Source organism: Methylacidiphilum infernorum V4, from assembly GCF_000019665.1.
Lineage (GTDB): Bacteria > Verrucomicrobiota > Verrucomicrobiia > Methylacidiphilales > Methylacidiphilaceae > Methylacidiphilum > Methylacidiphilum infernorum.
Genome location: NC_010794.1, coordinates 1,087,257 through 1,113,091, shown reverse-complemented (window position 1 = coordinate 1,113,091; position 25,835 = coordinate 1,087,257). Strand labels below are relative to the sequence as shown.

General features: G+C 44.1%; 27 protein-coding genes. 19 read left to right on the top strand and 8 right to left on the bottom strand.

The genetic code is table 11. From position 1 onward, the window contains the following. Window positions 1-26 precede the first annotated feature (26 nt). The 3 genes from MINF_RS05280 to MINF_RS05270 are packed head-to-tail and all read right to left on the bottom strand — an operon-like array spanning window position 27 to window position 2,970. Entirely contained in the window at window positions 27-1,229 is a 1,203-nt protein-coding gene (locus MINF_RS05280) for a TrbI/VirB10 family protein (protein WP_012463523.1), read from the bottom strand. Continuing rightward, the gene (locus MINF_RS05275) at window positions 1,226-2,191 is read right to left on the bottom strand and encodes a hypothetical protein (RefSeq protein ID WP_012463522.1); all 966 of its coding nucleotides are present in this window, start codon (window positions 2,189-2,191) and stop codon (window positions 1,226-1,228) included. Before MINF_RS05275 ends, MINF_RS05280 begins: the two co-directional genes overlap by 4 nt. Next, window positions 2,188-2,970 (bottom strand): hypothetical protein, encoded by a 783-nt coding sequence (locus tag MINF_RS05270; protein ID WP_012463521.1) that lies wholly within the window; start codon window positions 2,968-2,970, stop codon window positions 2,188-2,190. The genes MINF_RS05275 and MINF_RS05270 overlap by 4 nt, the downstream gene beginning before the upstream one ends. Before the next feature lie 33 nt (window positions 2,971-3,003). Here MINF_RS05270 and MINF_RS05265 point away from each other — a divergent pair, with 33 nt between their 5' ends. From MINF_RS05265 to MINF_RS05225, 9 genes are all read left to right on the top strand, one after another. Further along, window positions 3,004-5,100 (top strand): GspE/PulE family protein, encoded by a 2,097-nt coding sequence (locus MINF_RS05265; protein WP_148205150.1) that lies wholly within the window; start codon window positions 3,004-3,006, stop codon window positions 5,098-5,100. Between the two features lie 45 nt (window positions 5,101-5,145). After that, window positions 5,146-6,063: a hypothetical protein gene (locus MINF_RS05260; RefSeq protein WP_012463519.1), complete on the top strand. Its 918-nt coding sequence runs from the start codon at window positions 5,146-5,148 to the stop codon at window positions 6,061-6,063. Window positions 6,064-6,078: 15 nt separating this feature from the next. Continuing rightward, on the top strand, window positions 6,079-6,759 hold the full coding sequence (locus MINF_RS11700; protein WP_012463518.1) for a hypothetical protein: 681 nt from the start codon (window positions 6,079-6,081) through the stop codon (window positions 6,757-6,759). A 35-nt stretch (window positions 6,760-6,794) separates the two neighbouring features. After that, a complete protein-coding gene (locus MINF_RS05250; protein ID WP_048810173.1) occupies window positions 6,795-7,913 on the top strand; it encodes an SMI1/KNR4 family protein in 1,119 nt (372 codons plus the stop codon). Window positions 7,914-7,974: 61 nt separating this feature from the next. Further along, window positions 7,975-8,472, top strand: coding sequence for a hypothetical protein (locus MINF_RS05245; protein WP_012463516.1), 498 nt, complete (start codon window positions 7,975-7,977; stop codon window positions 8,470-8,472). 50 nt (window positions 8,473-8,522) lie between these two features. Next, window positions 8,523-9,614 (top strand): SMI1/KNR4 family protein, encoded by a 1,092-nt coding sequence (locus MINF_RS05240; RefSeq protein ID WP_238523566.1) that lies wholly within the window; start codon window positions 8,523-8,525, stop codon window positions 9,612-9,614. Between the two features lie 66 nt (window positions 9,615-9,680). Further along, complete coding sequence (locus tag MINF_RS05235) at window positions 9,681-10,178, top strand: hypothetical protein (RefSeq protein WP_012463514.1); 498 nt, start codon at window positions 9,681-9,683, stop codon at window positions 10,176-10,178. A 50-nt stretch (window positions 10,179-10,228) separates the two neighbouring features. Next, window positions 10,229-11,344 carry an SMI1/KNR4 family protein gene (locus tag MINF_RS05230; protein WP_238523565.1) on the top strand — a complete coding sequence of 372 codons (1,116 nt, stop codon included), beginning with the start codon at window positions 10,229-10,231 and terminating at the stop codon, window positions 11,342-11,344. 66 nt (window positions 11,345-11,410) lie between these two features. Continuing rightward, window positions 11,411-13,210 (top strand): hypothetical protein, encoded by a 1,800-nt coding sequence (locus MINF_RS05225; RefSeq protein WP_012463512.1) that lies wholly within the window; start codon window positions 11,411-11,413, stop codon window positions 13,208-13,210. 11 nt (window positions 13,211-13,221) lie between these two features. On the opposite strand, the gene MINF_RS05220 is transcribed toward MINF_RS05225, so the two are convergent. Continuing rightward, window positions 13,222-13,830, bottom strand: a complete 609-nt coding sequence (locus MINF_RS05220) for a hypothetical protein (protein ID WP_012463511.1) — start codon at window positions 13,828-13,830, stop codon at window positions 13,222-13,224. Window positions 13,831-13,850: 20 nt separating this feature from the next. On the opposite strand from MINF_RS05220, the gene MINF_RS05215 reads away from it, so the two are divergent. Then, the gene (locus tag MINF_RS05215) at window positions 13,851-14,546 is read left to right on the top strand and encodes a hypothetical protein (protein ID WP_048810473.1); all 696 of its coding nucleotides are present in this window, start codon (window positions 13,851-13,853) and stop codon (window positions 14,544-14,546) included. Between the two features lie 80 nt (window positions 14,547-14,626). On the opposite strand, the gene MINF_RS05210 is transcribed toward MINF_RS05215, so the two are convergent. Next, the gene (locus MINF_RS05210; protein ID WP_012463509.1) at window positions 14,627-15,286 is read right to left on the bottom strand and encodes a hypothetical protein; all 660 of its coding nucleotides are present in this window, start codon (window positions 15,284-15,286) and stop codon (window positions 14,627-14,629) included. Between the two features lie 44 nt (window positions 15,287-15,330). Here MINF_RS05210 and MINF_RS05205 point away from each other — a divergent pair, with 44 nt between their 5' ends. Genes MINF_RS05205 through MINF_RS05185 form a run of 5 tightly spaced genes read left to right on the top strand, consistent with a single transcriptional unit; the run spans window position 15,331 to window position 20,624 of the window. Further along, on the top strand, window positions 15,331-17,460 hold the full coding sequence (locus MINF_RS05205; protein ID WP_012463508.1) for a type IV secretory system conjugative DNA transfer family protein: 2,130 nt from the start codon (window positions 15,331-15,333) through the stop codon (window positions 17,458-17,460). A gap of 12 nt (window positions 17,461-17,472) precedes the next feature. Next, window positions 17,473-17,865: a hypothetical protein gene (locus MINF_RS05200; RefSeq protein ID WP_012463507.1), complete on the top strand. Its 393-nt coding sequence runs from the start codon at window positions 17,473-17,475 to the stop codon at window positions 17,863-17,865. A gap of 44 nt (window positions 17,866-17,909) precedes the next feature. Continuing rightward, on the top strand, window positions 17,910-18,149 hold the full coding sequence (locus tag MINF_RS05195) for a hypothetical protein (RefSeq protein WP_048810472.1): 240 nt from the start codon (window positions 17,910-17,912) through the stop codon (window positions 18,147-18,149). Further along, the gene (locus MINF_RS05190) at window positions 18,146-18,769 is read left to right on the top strand and encodes a hypothetical protein (protein ID WP_012463505.1); all 624 of its coding nucleotides are present in this window, start codon (window positions 18,146-18,148) and stop codon (window positions 18,767-18,769) included. Before MINF_RS05195 ends, MINF_RS05190 begins: the two co-directional genes overlap by 4 nt. Beyond that, window positions 18,762-20,624, top strand: a complete 1,863-nt coding sequence (locus MINF_RS05185) for a hypothetical protein (protein WP_148205149.1) — start codon at window positions 18,762-18,764, stop codon at window positions 20,622-20,624. Before MINF_RS05190 ends, MINF_RS05185 begins: the two co-directional genes overlap by 8 nt. A gap of 287 nt (window positions 20,625-20,911) precedes the next feature. Here the strand turns inward: MINF_RS05185 and MINF_RS05180 are convergent, their stop codons facing one another. Beyond that, the gene (locus MINF_RS05180; protein WP_012463503.1) at window positions 20,912-21,841 is read right to left on the bottom strand and encodes an AAA family ATPase; all 930 of its coding nucleotides are present in this window, start codon (window positions 21,839-21,841) and stop codon (window positions 20,912-20,914) included. Between the two features lie 20 nt (window positions 21,842-21,861). Here MINF_RS05180 and MINF_RS11435 point away from each other — a divergent pair, with 20 nt between their 5' ends. Genes MINF_RS11435 through MINF_RS05165 form a run of 3 tightly spaced genes read left to right on the top strand, consistent with a single transcriptional unit; the run spans window position 21,862 to window position 24,238 of the window. Beyond that, window positions 21,862-22,071: a hypothetical protein gene (locus tag MINF_RS11435; RefSeq protein ID WP_012463502.1), complete on the top strand. Its 210-nt coding sequence runs from the start codon at window positions 21,862-21,864 to the stop codon at window positions 22,069-22,071. A 21-nt stretch (window positions 22,072-22,092) separates the two neighbouring features. Next, window positions 22,093-23,262 carry a hypothetical protein gene (locus tag MINF_RS05170; protein ID WP_012463501.1) on the top strand — a complete coding sequence of 390 codons (1,170 nt, stop codon included), beginning with the start codon at window positions 22,093-22,095 and terminating at the stop codon, window positions 23,260-23,262. After that, entirely contained in the window at window positions 23,246-24,238 is a 993-nt protein-coding gene (locus tag MINF_RS05165) for a sigma factor (protein ID WP_012463500.1), read from the top strand. The genes MINF_RS05170 and MINF_RS05165 overlap by 17 nt, the downstream gene beginning before the upstream one ends. Here the strand turns inward: MINF_RS05165 and MINF_RS11430 are convergent. Then, window positions 24,232-24,405 (bottom strand): hypothetical protein, encoded by a 174-nt coding sequence (locus MINF_RS11430; RefSeq protein ID WP_012463499.1) that lies wholly within the window; start codon window positions 24,403-24,405, stop codon window positions 24,232-24,234. The genes MINF_RS05165 and MINF_RS11430 overlap by 7 nt on opposite strands. 120 nt (window positions 24,406-24,525) lie before the next feature. Between MINF_RS11430 and MINF_RS05160 the strand changes: the two genes are divergently transcribed. Continuing rightward, window positions 24,526-25,398 (top strand): hypothetical protein, encoded by an 873-nt coding sequence (locus tag MINF_RS05160; RefSeq protein ID WP_079200425.1) that lies wholly within the window; start codon window positions 24,526-24,528, stop codon window positions 25,396-25,398. Here MINF_RS05160 and MINF_RS05155 read toward each other — a convergent pair. Then, window positions 25,346-25,819: a hypothetical protein gene (locus tag MINF_RS05155; protein ID WP_148205148.1), complete on the bottom strand. Its 474-nt coding sequence runs from the start codon at window positions 25,817-25,819 to the stop codon at window positions 25,346-25,348. The two genes, MINF_RS05160 and MINF_RS05155, sit on opposite strands and share 53 nt — an antisense overlap. Window positions 25,820-25,835: the final 16 nt, after the last annotated feature.

Here is a 25,835-nt window from a genome sequence, read left to right as displayed (position 1 = left end):
AGGCCTACAAGGTTTTGAGAAATTTTTTATCTTCCATAATCGGCTTTTGAAATATCCATATAGCTTTTCAAAAAAACCCTGAATCTCGTTCCCGCCGGGACAAACACATAAGGTTTATACTGGTCGATATCTTGAGCTAGAATATTCATGACTTGTTGCATCGCATTGGTCCCTGCATACATCCCCCCCAACATAAGGGCTTGCTTGGCGCCATTATAAGCGGGCTGTCCGTAAAGTCCCCAGGGCGTTAATCCATAGGGAGACATGTAATAGTTAAAGGATTGGTATTCCATTGCATAAAGGAAGGCCTGTCCCATTGCTGCCAATATTGGGCCCAAAAGTTGCTTCCCATATTCGCTAACCCTATAACCTTTAATTCCCTCCGTCCCATCGGTATGGAGGGCTACGCCTTGAATCGGCAAGGAACGGCCGTCTTTAAAAATAATTTTATCGATGTGAACCATCATCCTATCTCTAAGGGCCGAACCTCCCCCAGAGGTTCCAATCAACCGATCTCCAGGTTCAAGCAAGAGATTTCCTTGAAAATAAAAGGGTAGCCATACCGCCCCAACCACGTCCACATCGGTATTTGAGCTAAAAGCGGAATTGACCAAGGCCGCTTCGATCATCTCTCCTTGTGGTGCAAAAGAATTTACATCGATATTAGCCAGTGGACCTTCCGAGCCCCCTTTATCTTCTGTCCCGGCCGTTTCGGTGGCCGAAAGGGAAAGGTTGCGAAACAGGTACCTCTTTTTTGCCCATTTTATGATGATCGGTTGATCACCGGACTGGGAGTCTTTTGCCAAGGCTTTCTGGTCCACTATTCCCCTAGGAACAGGAGCGGTTCTATCGGGAGGGGGTTGTTCAAGGAAACCGAGGGTTTCTTTTTCCTTGTATTGAGGAGGGGCTTTCACTTGTGCCGGAGGAAGAGAAGGTTCCGAAATCCTTTCTTTGGACAGGGCAACTTCCTTGGGAACGACGGCTTTGAGGGAAGATTTGTCCTCTTTTTGAACAACAACCCCATTTTTATCAACAGTCGGCTTTTTGGTCGGTTGCTTTCTCAAATCGAGCGTAGAGATCCGATCCTTAAAATAGGAAATTCTTGCACTGCCGACAACCGCACTCATCATTTTTGAAAGGAGAATAAAGGGATTGAGGTAATACACGAATACTCCAAAGGAGAGAAACAAAAGAAGAAGGATGATTTTGTTTTTAAACAATCTCTTCATTTTTTTGGCTCTTTCCAGGTAAGGGAAAAGGATTGATCAGCTGAAAAAGGGGGATTGGTGATAATCAAAAACCCACTTGTCATTTCCCCGGGGGCGAGTATCACCTTGTTTAACGAAACATAGTCGGGAATAAACCGGCTCTGTCCAATTGAGACCCTCAAGGTCGATTCATCCAACCGAACCTTGTAGGGGTAAAGATTTTTCCATGCAAAAGAAATGGCTAAAAGGCCGGAAGCAAACTTGTACAAATAATAATAATCAAATCCCGTCAGTTTAGATCGTCTAAAGATTCCTGTCCTTTGAACATCCATGGGCTTAATCGAACCTTCTCTGAGTAAAAGATCGTAGTTGGCTATGATCTGGGCGACATAGCCTACGGCTGACAAGTCCTCGTCGTTTTGGGAAGCAAAAGAAACCAGTTGCGATGAAAAAGAAGAACCATTTTTGCTAAAGGGACTGACCCGGATAAGGCTCAAAGCCTTTTGAAAATCGGATTCCACAAAGATGTGATAGATCCTTGTCCGGCCGGCCGGGAAAAAAACCAAAAGGGAAGTATCCCCCGTGGAATCTAGCGATCTTAAAATGAGGGCAGATCCGTGTTTTGTAACGTGGATTAATTTTCCATCTCCCAGTTCCCAACCCGTGATGGGCTCGGAAAATTCAATGGCTAAGGGGTAGCCGGGAGAAGTCCTCAGGATTTCGACTTGACCGTCTTCTTGGTGAATTTGTTTTACTTTTTGCTGGAGAAATTGGATGAGTTCATCATCGGTTAGTTCTTCAGCCTTTTTCCCATTGATGATCACTGGGGGGGCATCTTCTTCGGTCACTTGGGCCGTAGTATTAGAACTCCCATTTTGGAATGAGGAATTGAGGGCATTTCTCGAATCCAGGGGATCGACCTGCTGGCTAAAAAGGACCAAGGGAAAACAAAGAAGAAAAAGAAGAAATCCTTTTTTTTTCATTTTTCTCCGGGTTTTTTCTTAGAAGGAAGGCTGTTTTCTTTTTTGAATATCTCGGGTGAGCCGACTATTGGAGTGGTAAAGGACCAGATCTTTTCGGCTTCCGCTCCCTGGTATTCCTCAACCCCCTCAAGAATTAACCCAAGGGGGTTCATCGGGGTATTTCGCCCTTCAGAAATATAAAAAAGGTGGATAACCGACTCGCTTGTGACATCGGGCATGCCATTTTGAATTTTATAGCGGGCACGGTCACATTTCGCCGCGATAATCAAGTAGCCGGGAAGCTTTGGAGAGTTGTACCGGCGTATTTCTCTTAAGTTCCATACGATTCTTTCTCCACTGGCAGCATTCATCGCCATCGGAACATAGACTTCTTTGAAAGCAGTTAATACCCTTGGAGAAACCCTATCCGCAACCCTAGAAAGGCTATAAGTACCGGGACTCACTTCATAGAGGGCTTTCCCAATTTCGTGAAGGAAAGAAAAAATCATGTCTTCACTGAGCTTGAACATCTCCGTCTTTGGCCATATGACATAACCGGGTAGATCGACGATCATCCGCGTTGGTTCGTGAATCTTGTAAAAAAGAGCACACCCCAAAAAAATGAGGCCAAGGGCTTGTAAACAGCACAGGATCAATAGCCAGCTATTGACTACGGCGATATCTTCTTTCCATTCCCATACCGTTCTTAAAAAGGCGGGTAACCTGATCTTTTGAGCCTTATACAACCCATCCCTATACCTCTCCGGAGGATTGACTTCATGGGGGTTCACAAACTTCATACCGAATCACCAAACATCTATTTAATAGGCAAGATGAAAGAAAAAAGGCTTTGTGCGCCACCGGATGCAGAAAATGAACAAAGGAAAACCTTTTTAGAGGCACAAAATCAATTAGAAGAATTTCTCCTCAAAGAACGGCTGGTTATCGCTGAAAATCTTAAAGAATGGAAAAAAACGGACGGGTTTTTTGATCTAGAAAAGGCCTTATTGCGGCATTCCTCCCTTTTTTCATGGGAAAAATGGGCTGAATCCTTTAATCATCGTAACGGTTGGCCCCCGTTGTATCCTACCGATAGAGATCATCCCCTTCCTCCTTCAGCTTTTCATCCTTCGGCCAAGAAATTAGAAAAGGAATTCAATGCGATGATCTTGTGGGATAACCCTATTTATATAATCGGCCTTCTCAATCCCTTTCGCCTCAACGAAGTTGAATTTTACGTTGCAACCGCTTTCCCGGATAAATTGCGTATTTTTTATCTCTTGTATCCGGCAGACTTAGCCAATCTTATTCTAAAAAGAGAAAGAGGGATAGAGGGTTTCCCGGATTGGGAAGAAGCCAACAAGGAAGAGTGGCTCAAGTTGTTAAGGCTTGAACCTTCCTTTTATCCTCGTGTTGCAGATATCCTGGAAGAGATTCTTTTGGGTAAAGAGCCCAAAATGGTAATACCCGAAGGAGCGGTTCAAAGTTGTGCGGTCATAGAAAGTTTTGAAAATGCCCTATTATGGAGAAAATCCCAAACTTGGTCATGGGTTATTACCCCGGAAGCTTTTAATTCAAAGTTGGAGGACAGGTTAATCGAAGCCTTAAAAACGAAAATCCAACTGGTCATCTGTTCTCCCTCCCATTTTCAAAAGTTATCTGAAAGAGCAAAAAAAGGAACAAAAGCAAAGGGAATTTTATCCGGAGATCCCCTCCATATCCGAGAATGGCCTCAAATCGATCCCAACAACTTTAATAAAACAGGGATTTCCCTCTACCATGCCCTTATGAGCAGTGCAATCGATAGGGGAGCGAGTGATATTTCCTTAGAACCCAAAGAAGAAAAAGTGCGGGTTCGTTTCCGCATCGATGGCGACTACTACGAGCAAGCTCCTTTAAGTCGGATTCAATACCAAATTTTATTGGATAGAATAAAACTTTTTGGCAACATGGCCCCCGATCAAAAAGGTATCTTTCAGGATGGAAGCAGTAGCTATCTCTACAAAGGAATCCGCTATGACCAACGCTACAGCATCGTCGTAGGCCAGGGAATGGAAGAGTACACGGCGATTCGCATTTTCTCTTCTCGCATCCCTATCCTGGATGATCTCAACCTGCCTCCCTTAGAATATTCTTTTCTTTTATGGTTTCTTCAAAATGGCCAAGGGATGTTTGTCTCCACAGGACCAACGGGAAGCGGCAAAACGACCACTCTTTATGCCATGCTCAATTACATAAGCTCCACTAGAAAAAAGATTATCACTATAGAAAATCCCGTGGAAAAATATTTTCCCGATGCCGTCCAGATTGAAGTGCGAGAGAAAGCGGCGATCACTTTTGCTTCTGCTCTTCGAGGAATCGTTCGCCAGGATCCTGATATCATCATGATCGGAGAAATCCGGGATAGAGAAAGTGCGCAGATCGCCATCGATGCGGCCTTAACTGGCCATCTTGTCTTTAGCTCCATTCATGCCACCGATCCTGTCGGGGTTATGGAACGAATGGTCCAGAGTTTTGGAATAGACAGGCTAGCTGTATCCTACGCCCTAAAGCTAGCTGTATCTCAAAGACTCGTTTCAAAATTGTGTCCTTATTGTAAAAAGTTAAGAAAAGCGACTGCAGAGGATCTCCGGTATTTCCCCCATTGCCAGGTTGCCGAACCAACCGTTGCAGAAGCCCCGGGTTGTCAAGCCTGCCGAGGAACGGGAACTGCGGGAAGAATGCCTATACTTGAACTGCTCCCTTTTGACAGCGAAATCATATCCCTCATTGAAAATGGGGCTAGTCCCAACCGTTTGCGAGCCCATAACGAAAATAGAGGTTTTAAGCCCCTCTCCGTCCAGGCAGCAGAACTTTTTTTCACAGGGACAATATCCAAAGAAGAGGCTCTCCTTTTGCTTTCCTCTCGTTCTTACTCCTCCCTTTTTTGAAAATTTTTAAGTCCTTTTTCTTCGGTTTCGCCCTACCCAATAATCATGAACAATCCCCAAATTCATCTCGAGGCGACAAAAGGCATGCCCCCTTCCCTTATTTATGCCCATTTTCTAAGCCCACACTTCCATAGCCTAAACCTCCCCCAACCCGCTTCTCTTCCTTTTCCAAGTTCTTTTCGTGGAATTTCAAAAGCTCTACCGGTGATCTTGGGGCTGGGAGCCGGTTACGGCGCTCATGCCCTCCTTTCAAAGTCTAAAGCAAAAAATCCATTGGATGTCGTCGAGGAATTCAAAGGTGGTCCGCATTCCTTTTTATCTCCAGAAAGGGAAAAGCTTTACTCCCAGGGTATTATCCTTCCCACAACCGAAGAAGGGAAAAGACAGCGGACAGAGGCAACTGGAAGAGTTCAAAATAAAGAGATGATTTCAAAACCCGATCCTTTCCTATTACGGGCTTTAAAAACAATAACCCGGTTCGGCGGTTCTCGCTATTCTGGATTACTAGGCATGGAAATTGCAGGACCCTCCGTTTATGCCTCTATGCAATCCTTAGCCCAGGGAAAAACGGGCGAAGCTCTCGTAGATTTAACCGAAGGGGCTTTAAAAGGATCGTTGGCTATCGGAGTGGGAAAAATAAGTGAAAAATTGGGTGAACATATTTTTGGGGGCATTCCTTTAATCGGTAAGCCCACGGGAAGATGGATCGGCTGGGTGATCGGTTCTTCCATGGGAGAGAGAATAGGAGGAAAACTTGAAGCCATTTTAGATCGGCTCAAAGCTCCTCCTGAAAACATGGAAAATTTAAAAAACACTGAATCTTTCCTTACCCAAATGCAGAATTTTCAATACAAAGAGCCCCAAGTTGCCTATTTCAACAGGGAGAATCAAGACCGATCCTATTTAAAAGCCTCTCCTTTCCCTCTTCAATCCTATTATAAAAAAGAGGAACTTGCGCGATAAACAAAAGGAGTAAAAATGAACGAAAAAAAACGGATTGAATTAACGGCCCATCAAGGAAAAGAGGAAAAACTTTCAGCCGATGTCCATTCTTTTGATCATGTTCCCTTAAATTTGGCCCACTCAGAAGAGTTGACTTCTCCAAGAACCAAGGATGATGGAGCAAAAGGGGCTCCTTCTCAACAAAAAGAAAAAATGACTTTTACCCAGCAAAATGTCTTCGCTCACAAATATGAATTTTTAAACGTGCGGGCACTGCCCGATCTAAAAACGATCGGGGAGACAAAGGCGGCAGCCAAGCAAAGGCTTGAGCAGGCGGTCCTTTCCGCCTCGGACCCAGAGAAAATGGACCATGAAAAACTAAAGGCTTTCGTGGAAAAAAACAACAAGAGGATAAGGGATAAAGACTGGACGGGGTTGGCCCAAAGGATAGAAGAGGTGGTGGAGCAAAAGAAAGCCGAGGACATACCGGCTTACTGGAAGCTGCCCGGGATAGGAAAAGGAAAAGGACCGCTTTTCCCTGGGTCCTTTTGGCAGAAGGCCTGTGAGGCAAAAAAGAGGGTTGAAGAGCTTGAAAAACAAAGGGAAGAAGCTCCCCTTTTTAAGGCTGAAGGATTGACCCCAAATCCCTTCCCCGGCGTGTACCATTCCCCTACCCCAGAACTCGAACAAAAGAAGATAAGAGAAAAACAGAGGTAAAAGAGTCCACCTTTGAAATAATTTAAAAAAAGTTGGTGAACAAAGAATCCAAGCTAAAAAACCTACTGGAGACCTTGAGGTCTTACCAAGCAGAGCATCCCTACATTGAATTTAACCCACCGGCTTCCCCTCAGGCCATAGAGGAGGCGGACAGAAAATGCCAGGAAAAATTCGGCATTGCTTTACCCCGGGATTACAAGGAACTTCTTGGCTACGCCAATGGGTTTAGCTTTGGCTACGGTTACTTTTATTTCGTTGCCGATCACTGCACCTCTTGGTGGCAAAATCGGTCTTCGAATGCCATTTTTTTCCTGCGGTCTGATATTTACCGGGACCTGTTGGAGGAAAACGAAGGAAATAGAGAATTTTATAAAGGAAGCAAATCGAAATGGAACAACCCGAACTTTCTTTTTTTGGGAAGGACTCGAGGCGGCAGTCGCGAATATATCTATGACGTGCGGCTGAAGTGCTACCGGCGTGGATGTCTTGAAGATCAAGAATACAATTTTACTCCATTTGATACGAAAGAAGAAAGGCTGTACGAGGATTTCTACTCGATGCTTGAGGGGGAGCTGGCCTATTTTTTTGAGGTGTTAGTGCCCGCTCCAAGGCTGCTTGAACCGAAAGTGATCCACTTATTGCAAACGGTAAGGAGAAGCCGGTTTACAGAAGAAGGGTCGTTTCTTCCCCCGGCAAGTCCACGGGCGATCGAGGAAGCCGACCGGCGTTTCAGGGAGGAGCTGGGAATTCCCCTACCCGATTTTTACAAGGCATTCTTAGCCTTTAGCAACGGGTTTTGGACTGAACATGTTATCCTTTTTTCCATTCCGGACGAAGACTCTCCCGTGGTCGCGTTAAGAAAAGAACAAGAAGCTGAAAAGTACCACATCGACTATCTTTTCCCCTATAACTACGACTACAGGAGTCTTGAGTCTTGGGAAAGCGAGGAAGAAAGGAAGGAGCGGATGCACCCCTCTTATTTTTTCTTCGGGAGGGACAGAGATCTTTCTATTAATACCTACATGTACGATCTTCAAACCGGCCTTTTCCACTGGTGCGAAGCTCGTATCCCGGTAGGGGGAAAATTTGCTTATCCGGACTTTTACTCTCTTTTGAAAGATTTTGTGTTCGATGTGATGGAAGAGGTGTTATGAGCGGGGAGGAAGGAGACATAAAAGGGCTTGTCCTATTTAAAGAATAAGGAGGACAAGCCAAGTGAGCGAGCCGGATGAAAAAAAACTGACTTATTTCTTTTATAAAATTGTAAAAGTAAAGCGCATTGATCCCGAGGAAACTAAAAGACTCAAGAAAGAATTTAAGGGAGTTCAAAAGAAATACCTTAAGTACTTGGCAGAAAACAAGCGGGAGAGCCTGCTTCAGTGGGGGTTTACGGAAGATCAAATTAAAAAATATTTTCTAAACGGCGAGCTTCCAGAAAATTGCGATTGGAGCGTAGACCACCGGATCCCCCTATTCCTTTCGGGCAACCTCGAAGACCCCAACAGCTTTGAGAACCTCGATTTTCTTCCGAACCCGCTTCACGATCTCAAAACAAAGCTCATCGACAGTAAGATTGATCGGGTACTAAATAAGCTAGCAGGAAAGTATGGATCCTACGGCTTTCCCAAAAATGGGAAAGCCGTAGAGTTGGCTCACTCTCCTTTTTCGCATTATTCGCGAACCGCAAACCTTGAGGATAAAGACAACCGTTGACTGGTCTTGGAAAAGGACAAAGCTTAAATGAAGCAAAAAAGAGGTATAGGATGAACAAAGAATCCAAGCTAAAAAACCTACTGGAGACCTTGAGGTCTTACCAAGCAGAGCATCCCTACATTGAATTTAACCCACCGGCTTCCCCGCAGGCCATAGAGGAGGCGGACAGAAAATGCCAGGAAAAATTCGGCATTGCTTTACCCCGGGATTACAAGGAACTTCTTGGCTACGCCAACGGGTTTAGCTTTGGCTACGGTTACTTTTATTTCGCTGCCGATCACCGCACCTCTTGGTGGCAAAATCGGTCTTCGAATGCCGTTTTTTTCCTGCGGTCTGACAGCTATTGGGATCTGTTCAAGGAAAATGAAATAAAAGTGAAGTGGGATCCTAACTCTCTTTTTTTAGGACAGACTCAAGGCGGCAGTCGCCAATATGTCTATGACGTGCGGCTGAAGTGCTACCGGCGTGGATGTCTTGAAGATCAAGGATACAATTTTACTCCTTTTGATACGAAAGAAGAAAGGCTGTACGAGGATTTCTACTCGATGCTTGAGGGGGAGCTGGCCTATTTTTTTGAGGTGTTAGTGCCCGCTCCAAGGCTGCTTGAACCGAAAGTGATCCACTTATTGCAAACGGTAAGGAGAAGTCAGTTTACAAACGAACGGTCGTTTCTTCCCCCGGCAAGCCCACGGGCGATCGAGGAAGCCGACCGGCGTTTCAGGGAGGAGCTGGGAATTCCCCTACCCGATTTTTACAAGGCATTCTTAGCCTTTAGCAACGGGTTTTGGACTGAACATGTTATCCTTTTTTCCATCCCGGACGAAGACTCTCCAGTGGTCGCGTTAAGAAAAGAACAAGAAGCTGAAAAGTACCACATAGAATATCTTTTCCCCTATAACTACGACTACAGGAGTCTTGAGTCTTGGGAAAGCGAGGAAGAAAGGAAGGAGTGGATGCACCCCTCTTATTTTTTCTTCGGGAGGGAGAGGGATTCTATTTCTGATATCTTCATGTACGATCTTCAAACCGGCCTTTTCCACTGGTGCGAAGCTCGTATCCCGGTAGGGGGAGAATTTGTTTATCCGGACTTTTACTCTTTTTTGAAAGATTTTGTGTTCGATGAGATGGAAGAGGTGTTATGAGCGGGGAAGAAGGGGAAAAAAATAAAAAGGGCTTGTCCTATTTAAAGAATAAGGAGGACAAGCCAAGTGAGCGAGCCGGATGAAAAAAAACTGACTTATTTCTTTTATAAAATTGTAAAAGTAAAGCGCATTGATCCCGAGGAAACTAAAAGACTCAAGAAAGAATTTAAGGGAGTTCAAAAGAAATACCTTAAGTACTTGGCAGAAAACAAGCGGGAGAGCCTGCTTCAGTGGGGGTTTACGGACAAAGACATAGATACATATTTAAAACACGGCAAGCTTCCAGAAAATTGCGGTTGGAGCGTAGACCACCGGATCCCCCTATTCCTTTCGGGTAACCTCGAGGACCCCAACAGCTTTGACAACCTCGATTTGCTTCCGAACCCCCTTCACGATCTCAAAACAAAGCTCATCGACAGTAAGATTGATCGGGTACTAAATAAGCTAGCAGGAAAGTATGGATCCTACGGATTTCCCAAAAATGGGAAAGCCGTAGAATTGGCTCACTCTCCTTTTTCGCATTATTCGCGAACCGCAAACCTTGAGGATAAAGACAACCGTTGACTGGTCTTGGAAAAGGACAGAGCTTAAGTGAAGCAAAAAAGAGGTATAGGATGAACAAAGAATCCAAGCTAAAAAACCTACTGGAGACCTTGAGGTCTTACCAGGCAGAGCATCCCTACATTGAATTTAACCCACCGGCTTCCCCGCAGGCCATAGAGGAGGCGGACAGAAAATGCCAGGAAAAATTCGGCATTGCTTTACCCCGGGATTACAAGGAACTTCTTGGCTACGCTAACGGGTTTAGCTTTGGCTACGGTTACTTTTATTTCGTTGCCGATCACTGCACCTCTTGGTGGCAAAATCAGTCCTCGAATGCCATTTTTTTCCTGCGGTCTGATATTTACCGGGACCTGTTGGAGGAAAACGAAGGAAATAGAGAATTTTATAAAGGAAGCAAATCGAAATGGAACAACCCGAACTTTCTTTTTTTAGGACAGACTCAAGACGGCAGTCGCGAATATGTCTATGACGTGCGGCTGAAGTGCTACCGGCGGGTTTATATGGAGACCCAATACTGCCGCATTCCATTTGATACTGGGGAAGAAAGGCTGTACGAGGATTTCTACTCGATGCTTGAGGGGGAGCTGGCCTATTTTTTTGAGGTGTTAGAGCCCGCTCCAAGGCTGCTTGAACCGAAAGTGATCCACTTATTGCAAACGGTAAGGAAAAGCCGATTTACAGAAGAAGGGTCGTTTCTTCCCCCGGCAAGTCCACGGGCGATCGAAGAAGCCGACCGGCGTTTCAGGGAGGAGCTGGGAATTCCCCTACCCGATTTTTACAAGGCATTCTTAGCCTTTAGCAACGGGTTTGAGACTGCAATAGCGACCCTTTTTTCCATCCCGGACGAAGACTCTCCCGTGGTCGCGTTAAGAAAAGAACAAGAAGCTGAAAAGTACAACATCGACTATCTTTTCCCCTATAACTACGACTACAGGAGTCTTGAGTCTTGGGAAAGCGAGGAAGAAAGGAAGGAGTGGATGCACCCTTCTTATTTTTTCTTCGGGAGGCACAGAGATCTTTTTTCTGATACCTACATGTACGATCTTCAAACCGGCCTTTTCCACTGGTGCGAAGCTCTTATTCCGGTAGGGGGAGAATTTGTTTACCCGGACTTTTATTCTTTTTTGAAACACAAAGTGTTTGGTGTGATGGAAGAGGTGTTATGAGCGGGGCGGAAGGGGAAAAAAATAAAAAGGACTTGTCCTATTTAAAGAATAAGGAGGACAAGCCAAGTGAGCGAGCCGGATGAAAAAAAACTGACTTATTTCTTTTATAAAATTGTAAAAGTAAAGCGCATTGATCCCAAGGAAAGAGAAAGGCTCGAGAAAGAATTTGAGGATGTTAAAAAGAAATACCTTAAGTACTTGGCAGAAAACAAGCGGGAGAGCCTGCTTCAGTGGGGGTTCACGGAAAAACAAATTAAAAAATATTTTCTCAACGGCAAGCTTCCGAAAGGGTGCCGTTGGAGCGTAGACCATAGGATCCCCCTTTTCCTTTCGGGTAACCTTGAGAACCCCAACAGCTTTGACAACCTCGATTTGTTTCCTAACCCGCTTCACGATCTCAAAACAAAGCTCATCGACAGTAAGATTGATCGGGTACTAAATAAGCTAGCAGGAAAGTATGGATCCTACGGATTTCCCAAAAATGGTGAAGGCATAGAGTTAGACTATCCCTCTGTAACTTTTTCCTCCAAGGATCTTAGCAAAATAAAGAACATCGGTGAGGATCTTTCCAGATATCCTTACAGAGAAATTGTTAAACCCACTCTGGGAAAATTAGAGAACGACGTTCAGAAGATAGCCAAGAAGATAGAAGGAGAAGAAATAAAGAAACACTTAATAAAGAAACGCTTTCTCCATGAATTGACAAGATCGGGATGGAAGGGCTTGATGGGTTGGCTTGGAGGCCTGCTAGGCATTTGGGGTATTGGCCAAGAGGTACAGGCGGCGGTGAAGGAAGGCAAGGAGACGGGCAGGTGGGGTTTGGCCTTGGGCAAAGCGGGGGGAAGGATAGGCTTTTCTTACGGGGCGAGCATGCTCGGAGGGATAGGAGGAGCGGCCGTAGGATCGCTGTTCTTGCCGGGGATAGGAACGGTGGCCGGGGGTATCGTAGGTGGCCTCTTCGGGGGTTATGCCGGCCAACGGCTTTCGGAGCTGCTATCTGAAGGGATGGAAAAGGTTACTCTTTCGTCCCCTTTTCATCCCCGAGGTCTTGGGGAAGAAGCCCATGCCCAAGGGATCCAGGAAAGATTCAAGAGCCCAAGTCAAGAAAAGATCGAAAAGACAGCCTGGGAAAGAGAAAAACCGGCGGACAATCTCCTTGCAGAAGAAGCCAAAGGGGTGGAAAAGAAAATCGAGCAACCGGAAAAGGAAGGCGGGCAAGAAGATCCTACTTTTGGCTTTGTTAAAAGGGCTACAGGGAAAAGTGCGGAGCTTGGAGTAAGCCTGGGGTTTCCCACGGCTGTGACTCCTCTCCAGGCGGTGATGAGGTTAAAGGAAGAGTTGGGGGGAAGAAGAAAGGAAGGGAAAAGACTTGAGCTGGATCGGTTGGATGGCTGTGGTCTTCTCCAGGCGGAGGGAAGGAAGCTAGCCGATCTAAAAACGATCGAAAAGACCAAGGCGGTGGCCAAGCAAGGGCTTGAACAGGCGGTCTTTTCCGCCTCGGACCCAGAGAAAATGGACCATGAAAAACTAAAGGTTTTCCTGGAAAAAAACAACAAGAGGATAAGGGATAAAGACTGGACGGGGCTGGCCCAAAGGATAGAAGAGGTGGTGGAGCAAAAGAAAGCCGAGGACATACCGGCTTACTGGAAGCTGCCCGGGATAGGAAAAGGAAAAGGACCGCTTTTCCCTGAGTCCTTTTGGCAGAAGGCCTGCGAGGCAAAAAAGAGGGTTGAAGAGCTGAAAAAACAAAGGGAAGAAGCTCCCCTTTTTAAGGCTGAAGGGCTAACCCCAAATCCCTTCCCCGGCCTGTACCATTCCCCTACCCCAGAACTCGAACAAAAGAAGATACGGGAGAAAATCCGGTAAGAAAAAGGTCCTCAAAAGCCATCCTTCTCCCTGATCAGTTCGCTAAAGGCATGCTTTTTTTGAAGTTCTCTACGCAGATAGTGGTTTGCCTTTTTGAGCCGATCCATCACTTGACGTTTCGTTAGTCCTAGATAGTAAGCAATGGAAGCGGGGCTGAGAGATTCTTTTTCCATCGTTTTATCTTGGAAAGTTCCCAAGACGCATATTCCCAAGCAGTAAAAAGAACATTTCCTGTTCTCCAAAACCCTTCTCTTTTTTTTGCAATTTCGAACAAATTGGCAAAGGGCAACGGGTTGTAAATCGCTCTCGGGAATCCCCATGGATTTTAGGCAGGAAAATAAAACCAAGAGGTCTTCGTAATAAGTTTCAAAAAGTTCTTTAGGCCAACTTTGAGGGTGAACGAGCAAATTCAGCCATTTGCCTTCGAAAAAAATAGATTCAAGGGCAGAAGGATTCGGACAAGCTTCAACACTGAGCAGATTTTGAGGAATCGGGGGAAGAGTCTTTTCCAGTTCGCTTTCGGTATTTTCCCAAAGGATTTCCCACAAGACTTCTTCAGCGCAAGTTCGGGGCCAGTTCGATGAGGCAAGCAACTTAAAGATATCCATATCCTTTCTCATTGTTTTTCTATTTATATAGTATGAAACCCTCGGAAGATTCGCTTTCTTTTCTAGACTCCTTTCGATTTAAAGTCGTTTTCCCCGCTTACTTTGATCCGGGAAAATTTTTGCATTTTTTTTTAACCGAACCCAGGCTCTTTAAAGCGGACATCATTCGTATTCCCCAAGAGCTCATACCCTTTTTCTGCTCTTATGCTTCGATTTATCCTTCCTTGCCCAGTTATTTTGGAATGAGTGCAACGGTAGACCGATTAAGTGAAAAGAACCTGCCCTTTTATGAAAGTCTTACAAACTCCTGGCATTATTCTTTTGTAGCTTGCGCGATAATAAACCTGGCAGTAATCGAATCCTGTTCCCATTTTATTCAAAATTATTCCTACTTTAAACAAAATTGTCCCGAACAATCGTTCATGGGTCATCCCTTCTCTCCCCTTCTCGGTTGGTGCTACTATGAAACGACCCTCTATTGGTTTGAAGATTACTCGCCGCTGGTAGGTAAAAAAAATGCCTTTGTGGATAATTCAACCCTGTTCAGTCAGCAGGTAAAAAAGATCCAAGAATTTTTTCTTCCCTATCACTCTTTGTTTAACGAGGAAGAAAACCCTTACTTCTTGATCAGCGATCATCAATCCACGTTGGAATTGATCGAATCATTGACTAAAATAGAAGAAGAAGGATCCTTTCTTCCCGTTTCTTTAAGTTTGAGAATGAAATAGAACGGTTTCTTTTCCATCCCGTTTTTAAACCGGGTTATTTCCCCCCCTTCCAGGATCATTCCAATCTTCTTTCGACTCTTCTATTCTTTTCTTACCCTTCCAAAGATCCACAAGGAAGCCATCTGAAAGAGGATAGCTAAAAAAATTCCCTTTTTCCAAAACAAGGCGACAACGGATAAAAAAAGGCAAAGAAACCCAAAGAAGACTCCGAGTCGTAGAAGCTTGACCCTTGTATTGTCGCTTTTAAAAAGAACCCTTTTAAGCGCATCAAAAAACTCGGGGAAAAAAATGTCTCTTTGAACCTGGCAGGAGGGATCGATTTGATGCGCCAACGAACGAACTTTTTGAAATTCTTCTTCACGGATCACAATAAAATGCATGATCAATTTTTGATCGACAAAAATCGCTCCCCGGCTGGCGATTCCCAATCCGACTCCTGCCAGATGACGGTATAAACCAAGCAGGAGAATTGCCGAAGGGGAATCCGCCGTTAGCTTCTTGGAAAAAAGGGCTTCGGTAAATTTTTCGAAATTTTCAAAGCCATAATTGGTCCAGGAATTTTCACGCATAAGAAACCATTCACCCGGGCAAGCTTCTTGGCTGTATACAAGAGAACCATCTGGCCACCTCTGCGGCCAAAACTCTTCGTTTGCCTTTAGCCAAAAACCATCGATAAGTTCCCTACCCACAGCTTTTGCCCAATTCTCCAGGTATCCAGGCCAATCTCCTCCTAAGTCCATAATCTCAAAATAGGTTTTATAAAAAAGCCTATTTATATAACGGAATGAAAATCCTTGAAAAATTAAAGGATACCTTGGTAGGAAGCTTTAGTCCACAACACGTAAAACCCAAACTTTCTATTGCTGCAAGGACGACCGGATCCTATTGGCCTCGTGAACCTATTAGTTTAGCCGATTTTGGAAAATTGTATTTCAGGGTGCAAACCGAACCTCAAGAACTGGCGGATGAATCGGGAAAGCCTTTGATGATAAAGGATCTTTTCTCTCATGTCTGCATTTTGGGAGGATCGGGAGCAGGAAAAACGAGGTACGTGCTGACCCAATTTTTGGAAAGTCTCTTCAGGGCAACCGACCTTAGAAATGATCAGCAAAGAGAAGAGCTAAAATTTGCCGGGTTTATAATGGATGGAAAATGTGAACTGACCGAAATGGTCAAATGGCTGGCCAAAAAGTATGACAGGGAAAAAGATATTTTGTATTTTGGACCCGACCACGATCTTTCGATCGATCCGTTCAACAATCCCGATTCTCTTCCTTCAGAGCTTGCCGACTTAATGATCACCCTCAAGCAGGCGATCGACGATGGAAGAACAAGTCAAGATCCGTTTTGGGATGCTGCGGGCAGGAAACTTTTTAATTCCATTTTCCAACTTCACCGGGAGTTAGTCGCAGCGGCTCAAAAAAAAATCATAGCTGAGCCCCCACCTCCCCTGTCGTTTCCCCTGCTCAATCTCCTTGTCATGGACAGGGGATTACCTGCAAACCAAAACCAGATCAATTCGGTCGAAACCACGATCAAGGAAAATAGAGAAAAAATCGTTCAAGGATTAGAAAGAATAAATCGGCTGGTCAACAGGATAGATTCCTTAATTCAAGGTTGGAAAAAGAAAGTCAAAGATATCTACATTACCGCCAAAAATGCAGCCGAAGCTGAGAGCGAGGAAGAAAAAGAACAGAGGCTTTTAAAGAAAATGGAAGCGGAAAAAATTTTAAAATGCCTGAGTGGAGAGCCGACTTCTAAGGCCCAATTTGGAGCATCCAGCTTATCTTCCCTTCTTGAAGGTTTGCGTTCCTTTCACGGTGCTTTCTACTCCTACTCTGAAAATGACCAGTTTTATGAGAATTTCCTTGCCGTTTGCTCGGAAGTCACCGCAAGACTAAAAAAGCTCCTAAAATCTTTTAAAGTCGGGGTTCTTCCCCAGTTGGAACTTTGGGAAAGCTCCCTTAGTCTGATCGATGAAATAGACAATATCTTGGTCCTATCCCACGTGGTAAAGAACTTGGAAATCCCCGCCCCCGAATATGGACCTCTCCAGAAATGGTTGGGCATGTATGAAAAGGTCCTTCGCCATTATGGAAAAGACCCCTACTCGGATGAAGTCTATCTCTATTTTAAAGGCGAATATCTTAACCTGGCCAATGAAAGAACTTCGGGTTCTATAGGCATGACCGTTTCTGTTCTTACTTCCCTTATGACTCAGCCGCCCTTCGATCGGATGGTCAGTTCGCAAGGAAACCTCAATTTCAGGGATCTCATCGATGAAGGCAAGATTCTCGTTCTCGACATGAACTTTTCACGGTGGAGGAATTCGGCTAAAGTAGCCAGCATACTTTTAAAACTCGAGTTTTTTCGTTCCGTGCTTTCTAGAAAACAACTAAAGATAGGGGCCAGGAGCATCAACCAGAAAAGACCTGTTATTTATCTTTGTGATGAATTTGCCACCGTTGCTACTACAGGAGATTGGACTGGAGAAAGAGGGTTTTTTGACAAGGCCAGAGAATACCAATGCGGATGTATTATCGCCTTCCAATCCCTGGCCTTGTTGGAATCTCGGATGATTAGATCGGAAATCGAAGCGATCTTAACGAATACCGCAACAGTCATATTTTTAAGAAATCCTCACTTCGAAACCAACGAGTATGCCTCGCGGCTGTTTGGAGAGATCGAAAGAAGCGACGGTTATCTTTACCGGGGAACCCAAGAATTGCTCTTTGATCTGTCCAAGCCGATCGCCCATCAAGACTTCCAAATTCAATTTCGCAAGGAGCCTATCTATCCTCCCTATGTTTTTTCCCGGTTAAAAGACGGAGAAGCGATTGTTAAGCTTCATCCCCGATTTGGGAAAAAGAGTATCAAAAGAGTTCAATTTTTACTTCATCTCATACCCAGGTAACGAAGGAGAGTTATGCTCGATCATGTAACCAATCCCCAACCGCCCGTACACAACAATAATCTTCACATCATCGGACTGCTTATGCTTTGTTTAATCTGTGGAGTGCTTACCGTTAGAGGTGATCACCTTCTTTTTTCAACCGATAAACTCGACTTTTTCGAGCTTCTCGAGGCTTTTCCTATCGCCCTTTTTTATCTTTTTGTTCATTCTCGCAAAGAGGCCGACCTGATCGTTTTTCTTATTGAAGTCGCCCTCTTTTCCTTTCTTTTTCTTGGTTTATCCCACTTTTATTCCCGCTACATCGGCACACCTAAAAGAATATGGACAATGGTCAAGGAAGGTGAATTCCAAGCAGAATTAAAACAGCGATTTACCGATTTTATAAGAGCAAAAAAAGGGATGTAAGAAAAAAATTCTTTTATTCGCAGGCTTCGCCCCACCGTGTGATTATGAATGCAAAAGCTTCTTCTTCCCTTCTCTTCGGCTATGTTTCCTTTCCCCTTTTCCTTTCCTTTCTTTCCTTGAGGGGGAAAACGACTTCGGATGTCGTTTATTTTCTAACCCATGGACTTTTCTTTATAGCCACTAAAAGCTTGGACCAGCTGGGAGGTTACTTGGATTTCCTTTTACAGGATTTTTCCACAATGCTCGAAAGGGGGATCAGAGAATTTGGAGGACATACAAAATGAACAACTCTAGGATTGCCCATGAACCCGAAGAAAAAGAAGAAAGCGATTTATCCAAGATCGTTTATCCCGAAGACTTAGGAACCCCTTTTCCAGATTACTCCGAAGACCGGTCATCTTCTCTTTCCTTGAAAGCTTTGCTTTTCGAAGCCTATTTTTTTCAAAGATTAGGTAAAGAGATCCCCAAAAATAGGGACAACGAACCGGTTTTCCCCGCTATTATCGTGGAAAGAAGCTTTTTCCTCAGCCTTTTGGAAGGAGAATATCCCCTGTGGGCCCAGATGTATGATGAAGCCCCGGAGGCTTGGGAAGAGTGGTTTATTATCGATAACCCAAAGAAGCCAGGCTCGGTCATTCTCTCCATGCCTATCGATCAAAAGGGGGTGGGAATCCATTCACTGGATTTTATCCAACGCTGTCATCATCCTATGAAAGAGGAGTTGTTAGAATGTTGTAAAAAATTAAAAGAAAGCTGCAACGCTCTTTATTCTCTTTGGGAAAAAAGAAAATTTCGGTTCGTTTCCTTTGAGAGATTACCCAAAGGTTTCGTAAATCGGCGGCATAGGTTGCAACAAGCTACAAGAAGAGAAAAGGTTTTTGTTCCCTATGAAAATTATGAATAAAAAAGATCATTTAAAAAGCAGGGTGTTGTTTTTTATCCTCTTTTTTCTCAACGGGTTACTTCCGGGAAGCCTGAGTGAAATTCCTCCTACCCAAACCTTTCCTCAAGCTCCCCAAGCTCCCCCGGTGACTTCCGGAGGAGGATGGCCCGTAGACGTCACCGGCTTTTCGGGCAGTGCAGCTGAAGCCATGAACTACATCGTGGGACGGCTTCAGGACATCCAAGATATCGTTCGCGATAACGATGAGCACATTCAACACATCGACCAGATGATTTCCGGAACAAAACAGATGAGCCAACAGATCGCTTCTCTTGGCTCCATCGCCAGTTACGAAAATGCCGTTTCCCAGGTCCATGTTCCTCAAAGTCCCTACGATAATTCCACTCTCGGCTCCTCTCCATTGAGCCAAGCTCAATCCATGAGCAGCATGCTCACCCAACTGCCTTACGGTCTCAGGTTCGATGGCAACAGTTTTACTGGGCAGGGCATCGGGTACGTCGGAAACATCATGGGCTTGTCCGGCCTGCCCATCGGTTTAGATTCGTTCCCTCCTTTTATGTTGACCTCCCTTTCCCCTCAACAGTTAGCTGTTGGAAGCTCACTGGCTAACCAATTTATGGGTGGGGCTTCAAACTTAGGGCCGCTAGCCGGAGGTTTAGGATACATGGCGATGAATTTATTTCCTTTCTACTTAGGATCCAATCCCCTGTTGGGTAACATCGGGGGGCTTGCCAACCTGGCCGGTCCTATCAGTTGGGGAATTTTTGGAGCCCAAAACTTTTCTTCTCAATCCAGTAATCCCAATTTGCAGATCCCCTTGGGATCTTTACTTCCCTCTATTTTGGGACAGGCCATGGTCCTTGGATCCAATGCCTTAATTAGGCCCTCCAATTCGATGGATCCCACCTACCAGTCTATCATGTGGTCTGGAAGTGCTCTACAGCAGCTCCTGTTTTGGATAAATTCAACTTCCTTAACGGGTGGTCTTTATAGTCCCCTTAACGGGGTCCATTCCTCAAACATTTATGGCTTGAGCCCCAATCTTTCCGATATTTATACGGCCGGGGCTTTTGGAGCCGTAGAAGATTATTTGATCAGGTCCAACCAAAGGAAGCAACCCAATTTCTTGTATTCGTTTGCAAAAAAGCACCTCCAAGATATCCTGCATGTTTCCTTGGCGGCCAAGCCGGCTGAACCTCTTATTCCTATAGCCCGGCCAGGATCGGACAAGAATGTTTTCCCCTATTCCTCCCTGCTTTCATCCCTAAAGGACGAGGAACGATCCCTAAAAGGAGGGAGGGTTTGTTCCGTTGAAGCAGAAAATGAAGGAGATCATCAAATTGAAATTATCCCTGTCCAACTTTCTAATCCCGGTTGGGGCTCAGGAACTCTAGTTACAGGGATAAGCCCCCAATCCTATCAATCTTATATGCTCCTGATACAGGCTAACACCCTGCGGATAGAGCAGAACGTCGCCATAGAAAGGCTTGATGTACAGCTCTACCAAGATACCCAAAATGTTATTAAGCAATTAAACCAGCTTCAGGCCGACCTTAAAACCTTGAGGGAACAGTGCCAGCAAAATTATCTCTTGGCTATACCCCAAATCTCCCAGATGGAAGTCATGGTTACGAATCAAATAAGAAATCAACAACAATACTTGGAAAGGTTAAAAAATAACATAGAAAATTATAGGCAGACCCGTTATCAATCACTGCTCGAAAGGCTTCACATTGTTGACATGATGAGAGAAAAAGCGGCATTAGAAGCCGGACAGGCCGCATCCCATTATTTAAACCAAATACAAAGCCAAATCCCCCTATCGCAACAAAGTCCATCAGCAATGGAGTTCTAGAAATCATGCTAGAAAAAGGGGAGCGAAATCCATAAGTCATTCTGCTAAGCTTTGATCGAGCCCAAAGGATTACCTCTTTTTAATCCTGGAGGTTTTAGAGACATTCCACGCCGAATAATGCTCTTTTGTTAGAGGCGATGCGTTTGTTGGCGCACAAAAAATTTTTCCACCGGTTTCAAAAAACCGGAGTATAAAATTTAACTCTCTTTATTCGGAGAGAAAACGGTGCGTGTTGCTTTTCCCCATATTTTTGCTTTTTGAATAACTGCTTTAAAGAAGCTTCTCCTTTAGGGTGCTGGGAAAGAGAGTTCTATTCCTGTAGAGAGAATCTTTGCATTATGAATATCATCCAACTCGCTCCTGACTTCTGCGGCTATGGCCATTGGGTTTTGATCAAGATACTTCCTGTCTTGAGGCAAAGGAACAAGGCCGGTAATGATGAATTGGCTCCATTCTAAAAGAGTCATTCCCTGGTTTCGAATGTGCCAACAATCGCCTACGAGTCGAACGATTTCTGGAGTCGAAGGTTTTTTCTTTACCCCGGGATGCCTGCGCAATTGGTTAGCCGCTTCGATAAAGATCTCGCAGAGTTTTTTTGTCGCCCATGGATTATAGTTCATGATGAATCTTGTTTCTGTTTCGATTGAAGGCCAATTCATGTAAACCACACGGCATCTTCTCAGCAAGGCTTCAGTTGCATCTCTCTGGTCGTTTTTGGTGATGACGATCAACAGATTTGAATTATCGGCTTTCAACTCTCCACCCAATTGGGGAATAAAAACTTGGGCTTCATTAATGAAATCGAGCAGGAAGCTATCGACGGCTACCTCGGCCTTGTCCAGCTCATTGAGAATAAGGACCGTTTTCTTTTCCAAGGAAGAGGCGATGGCTAAGGGAATAATTCCCGCTACAAGAGCCCCATCGATTGTCTTATCTCGAAGAAGCTCTTCTTTCCCACAACCCGGGAAAAATTGAAAGAGCAGTAACTTGGCTCCAATGGCTTTAGCTACCGATTTAGCCAAAAACGTTTTGCCGACTCCCGGCGGTCCATCCAGCAAGACCGCGGAAAGGGCTATCCCTTCGCCCATCGCATCAACGGCACATTCTATGACTCGAACGGCCGCCGAATCGGTAACAATGTAATCTTCAGGCAGGGGCAGGTGGGTGGCTGTAGCCCCTTTAGCCGAGGGAGGAACAAAACCTATCCTTTTTTTCATCTCGACCTATTAAATAGGTAGTGAGACCAGTAAAGCTCGATTTTATTTTATTGAAGGCTGTCCAGGAAAGCCTGCCTTTATTTCAAGCGGATCGTTGGTTTTTAAAACAGCTTGAAAATTCTCTCAGCTCTCCTTACGGCTCCCGGTCGTCATTTAAAACTCATCTGCTCGCTGAAGAAACTCGAAAGATTGCTTTGCCAACAAAAATTTTGAAAGAAAAGCAAAGATAAGGAACTCCTCCCTGCAAGCTTATGATTGAACTTAATGGATTTGCCCTTTTGGGCAAAAAAGAGAGCGAACTCATCACGGGCAATGATATAGAAAAGTATTTTTGGCTTCCCTTACGTTCCCTTAATTACGAAGAGATTGTAAAGCTTCAACAACTCGTTCGGAAAAATAGGTCTTTGGGTGACAAATGCTACCAAGCTTTAAAAAACAAGGCAAGGATTGACGGCCTTTTGGAGTTGCAACAAAAAGCCCTCCTGGCTTCAATGCTTGCCGATGTATGCACGAACGAAAAGTGGGAAAAAAACCTGGTTTTTCTTTCCCCTGGTCAGAATCGCAATGCCCCATTACAAGGGGTTCAGTCTGAAGACAATCTCCAAGAAAAGCTTTTCTTAGACAAGGAAAAACTGGACTGGATAAAAGGATTTTCAAAGGAACTAAAGGCCTCTTTTAATGCTCATCAAAGAAAGCAGCTCGGTGCTCTTTTCCAATCCCTTTCCGAGCTTTACTATGCAAAGTACGAAAAAAAACTAGATAGCTTCAATATCTTGTCTTTTTCCTCCCGCCCTGGCTTTTTGAATAAAGATAACCCATGGACTACAAAAGCTTTCTATAGAGTTAAAACCGACTCTCGGGGCAGGATTATCGCTAATTGGAAAGGAGAAATCCTTCTCGAATACATTCAGCCAGTAAAACCCATTCCCGTAAGCGACTTTTTTTTCAAGATCATCAGTCCAAAAAGAAAAAAAGAGCAATTTTCGTTTGCCACCCAAAACTTCTTTCGTGGGCTGGATCAATTCTGTGGCGAGATTGCGGCGGGAATGCAGAATTTTTTTGAAAACTACTTTACAGCGGTATCCCACAAAGAAATCCGGGATCCTTATGCCAAGGCTTTTGCTTTGTTTTATTGGTCTTTAAAGGATTTTCTAGAATCTCGAACAGGCAATTATACATCAAAAGGCTTAGTCTTCGATTACCGATTAAAAAAAGTAATGCAGGAGCTTTTCCTAAAAGAAAAGATTACTGCGATTGAAGCGGAAATAAAAAATATAGAAACAATAGAGAAAGAAAAGATAGAAGAACTATCTCGAAAAGTCCCCTCCATAAAAGAATTCAGTTGGGCTTCCTTTTCTCCTTCCAAAGGTCTTTCTTTTCAAGCACTTAACAAGGACAAGCAACATGGACATGAAAAATAGCCTTCAAGAAAAAAGCGAAATAGATTGGTGGAACGAATCGATAAAAAAGTTCCAGGAAGCCCTTCATGAAGAAAAACTTTCTTTGCTAAAAATTCCAACGATAAAAAAGAGCCTTGTCGATAGGATCATTCAACTTCATGAACCTTCAAAACAAAAAAGGATCAGCGCCAAGGAAGTCATTTTACTGGTTTCTTTAATTCGTTCTAAAAAGGAGGATAACGTTGGAAAAGTTTTGTTAGCCTTGGATAAACTCCACTTGAATATCTTGTGGTGGAATAGCCTAAGGGAAGAGGCTGAAAAAAAAGAGGGCAAAGAACTGGCCGCGTGGAAAAAGAAAAGAGCGATCCTTGCTAAGCTCAGCGAACCTTTGATCGTTAAGGGAGTAGAATTAATCAAAAGAGTGGTCAAGACAAACAATCCCAATATAAAAGAAGCGGTATTGAGCGATGGAATTATTGGATTTTACAAGGCTCTTGAAAAATACAATCCTTCTTTGTCCACTCCCTTCCCTCCTTACGCCCAATATTGGATCAAAAACGAAGTGGCTACCGAAGCCTTGAGGTCTAAAACCGTCCAGATAAGCTCTTATCAAAAGAAAAAGAATTCCCGCCAAAGCCAGGATTTTTCCTCTTGCGGTGACGATGCGATACAAAATCCTACCGTTGTAAGCCTAGACTCTTCAATAAACAGCGATGGAGATCCTCTTCATGAAGTTATTCCCGCTCAAAAAGGCTTTTTTTTACCTTCCGATGACGAAGAGCTTAAAAAAGAATGGATTCAAATTATAGAGAAAGCGCCAAGGGATTTTAAGGCTGTTTTGATGTTAAAATACCCTTACCCGGTATGGGAGGTAAAAATCGATCGGTATTTTTTGGGCGCAGAAGCCTTTCAATGCCGCAAGTCTCTTTCTCTAAGAAGAATTCTCATAGGGATAAATAAAGGCGGGCAAAAGGCCAGCGATCCGCCCGGTCAATGAAATAACCGACCAATCCAATGAACGACTTCCTCCATGGCATTTCCAATGATCTGCCATCCGTTTCTGCACCACCCTCTAAGGGGTTCGGGACAAAACCGATCTATGGCGATCGCGGCAAGTAACGTCATCATTCCATCAAAGAGAAACTGTCCGATTTTTCCTCTCATGCATTATTTACACTTTCTTCAATATTGTCCCTGATGAATTCTTGGCGTTTTAAAGCCTATTTTAGCTGGGAAAGAGCATATAAAAGCTTTTTTAAAGAAAAAATTCAATAAAAAATCAAGATGGACCCTCTTTATTCTCTCCTTGTTTACGGGCTTCTTCTGTATTTTTTTAAAGTTCACCAAAAGAGTTCACAAACTTTCGCCTTTCCCAGGAACATCCTGCATGGCTTTATATTTCTGCCCCTCTGGCTTCATAGCCTTTTGGCCCTGAATAAAAAAAGGAAATCTCTTTATGCTTTTTTGTGGGTCACGATCGTTTTATGGCTGAGTCAATTTGGTCATTTTTTTCCCCATCTTCCCTACGCTTATTACCTGGAAACTTTTAGTTTTATTTTGTCTAATTCTTCTCTTTTACTCTACGTTCTTTACCTCGGGCTTTTCTTTTCTCCTCCGCCACCCCAAAAAGAGGAAAGAAAAGAGGACGAGAGCCCTTATGAGGAAGTGTTGATCGTCTTGAAAAATGATCCGGGATTTTTATCCATTCCCGCGACCTCCGTTCGTTCAGTCAGAAACCTACAAAAAAAGGTCTACGTCATTCCCAAAGAGTCTTTTTTTTCTTTGAATCCGCAAAACATTGAAAAATGGTGCCCATGGTATAAAGAATCGAAAATCATCGAAGATTACTTGAAAAGTCTCCAACACGAACTTAGGACTACTCAAAGCAAGCTTTTAACCCTTGCGGAAGAAAACAACCAGGCGGTCCAAGCAATCGAAAAACTCCAACTCCAATGTTCAGAATTGGAAAAAACAAGGAACCAGCTCCTTAAAGACATTCAAAAAATGCGATCGGAAAGCCGGCTTCATCAAGTATCCGATTTATATAGGCTGACCAGTGAAGAGCTGGAAAAGATGAAAGAAAATAAGATCCAAGAAGTCAAGATCATCGATCAAATTCTTTTCGTGAGGCGATCCAGCGGAGAAGAAAACCATTGATCTTTTTATACATCCTAAAGGAATAATTGCCCCAAGAGGCTCTATTTTCAGAATCGACTTTTTCCCAGCGGCATCGGCTTAACCAATCTAAGAGGCTTACCCTGAAAAGCCCCAAGCAAACAAAAGGAAAAACAATCCGTAATATTCCTCTCCACAGGACGCACCGGAGATTTAATTTTTCACGGCCGATCTTCAATCCCATGACCCGGTGAAAGGGCCGACTTTGCGTTTTCCATTCCCAAAAGACACACCAAAAAAAATAGATTACCGGGAAAATGATCAAGAGGAGCCACCTGTTGAAGATTTTTGCACAAAGGCTAAAAAGAAAAGCCATTTCAAAACTACTGATCAACCATCTTTCAATAAGCAAGGGGGGGTTCTTATCCTTTTCTCTTTGAGAAGACGGCAAGCTTTTATTCACCAATGCCTCCCTGCTT